The organism is Oleiphilus sp. HI0043, from assembly GCF_001634935.1.
This window is the reverse complement of sequence record NZ_LWEY01001322.1, coordinates 1-936: the sequence shown is the minus strand read 5'-3', so window position 1 is coordinate 936 and position 936 is coordinate 1. Positions and strand designations below refer to the sequence as shown.

Sequence of the window (936 nt, the reverse complement as noted above, 5' to 3'; positions counted from 1 at the left end):
GTTTTGTCTCTCGTTTTCAAACTGAATACAGCATCCTGGTATTTGACTTGCCTGGGCAAGGGCGTGCAAAAATTAACTACGGTTGCATGGGGGTATCGCTTGAAGAGCAAGTGGATGCCTTGCATGAGTTATTAGTCAGAATTGATGCGCAAAAGTACTCTAGTCGATATTTAGTTGGCGGCTCTTGGGGCTCAATTGTTGCGGCTTCTTATTTGGATCGTTATCCGGATTTGTTTAATCGGGCTGTTCTTGGCAGTTTTGGCACGCGTGCAAATTCAGTCCTTCAGGTAATTATAGATCAAGTTCAGTCTTATATTGAGCAGGGGCGTGGCGCTGAAATTGCGCCATTGATGATAGAGAAGTTTGGCCAACTTATTCCTGAGCATTTAAAGCGCCAAATTATTAGCCAGTTTAATGATATGAGTGAGGAGCAGTATGCATCATTTTATGAGCATAGTCGGTCGGTTACTCAGATGGGGGATCTTAAGCAGCATATTGAGTTGAGCTCGATTGCGATTCCCGTGCTAGTTGTTATGGGGCAGTTCGATACCATTATGGACCTCTTTGACACGCGTAAAGCTACTAAAATGCTGGCGAATGGAGAGTTTCAGCTAGTCAAAGGGGTGGGGCACTTTTTGCATTGGGAGAAGCCTGAACTACTTGAGACTTACGCTGAGTTTTTTGAGCGCACTGCTGAGGAGTCACAGCATTGCAGCGCCAACTAAAGCCAATTTAGTTTAGGTTGATACTTCATATGCAATCAGGTGCTCTGCGTCGATTGCGATATTAATGGTTTCTCCGATATTAAAATCCTGGTGGCTAGGGAAGATGACATCGAGAGCCGTATCAGAGGCAAGCTTTAATTGGTATTGGGTTGAGGTGCCTGCAAAAATTTTCGAGCTGACGACGGCATTCAGGTTTGCTCCTGGTTTATAA

The 936-nt window shown here is 44.7% G+C and carries 2 protein-coding genes; one reads left to right on the top strand and one right to left on the bottom strand.

Annotation, left to right across the window (positions count from 1 at the left end; translation table 11 throughout):
* On the top strand, positions 1-725 hold a 725-nt coding region (locus tag A3729_RS17630), incomplete at its 5' end, for an alpha/beta fold hydrolase (protein ID WP_068634130.1).
* A gap of 12 nt (positions 726-737) precedes the next feature.
* On the opposite strand, the gene A3729_RS17625 is transcribed toward A3729_RS17630, so the two are convergent.
* Positions 738-936, bottom strand: a 199-nt coding sequence (locus A3729_RS17625; RefSeq protein WP_156497991.1) for a TOBE domain-containing protein, incomplete at its 5' end; no start/stop codon positions are given.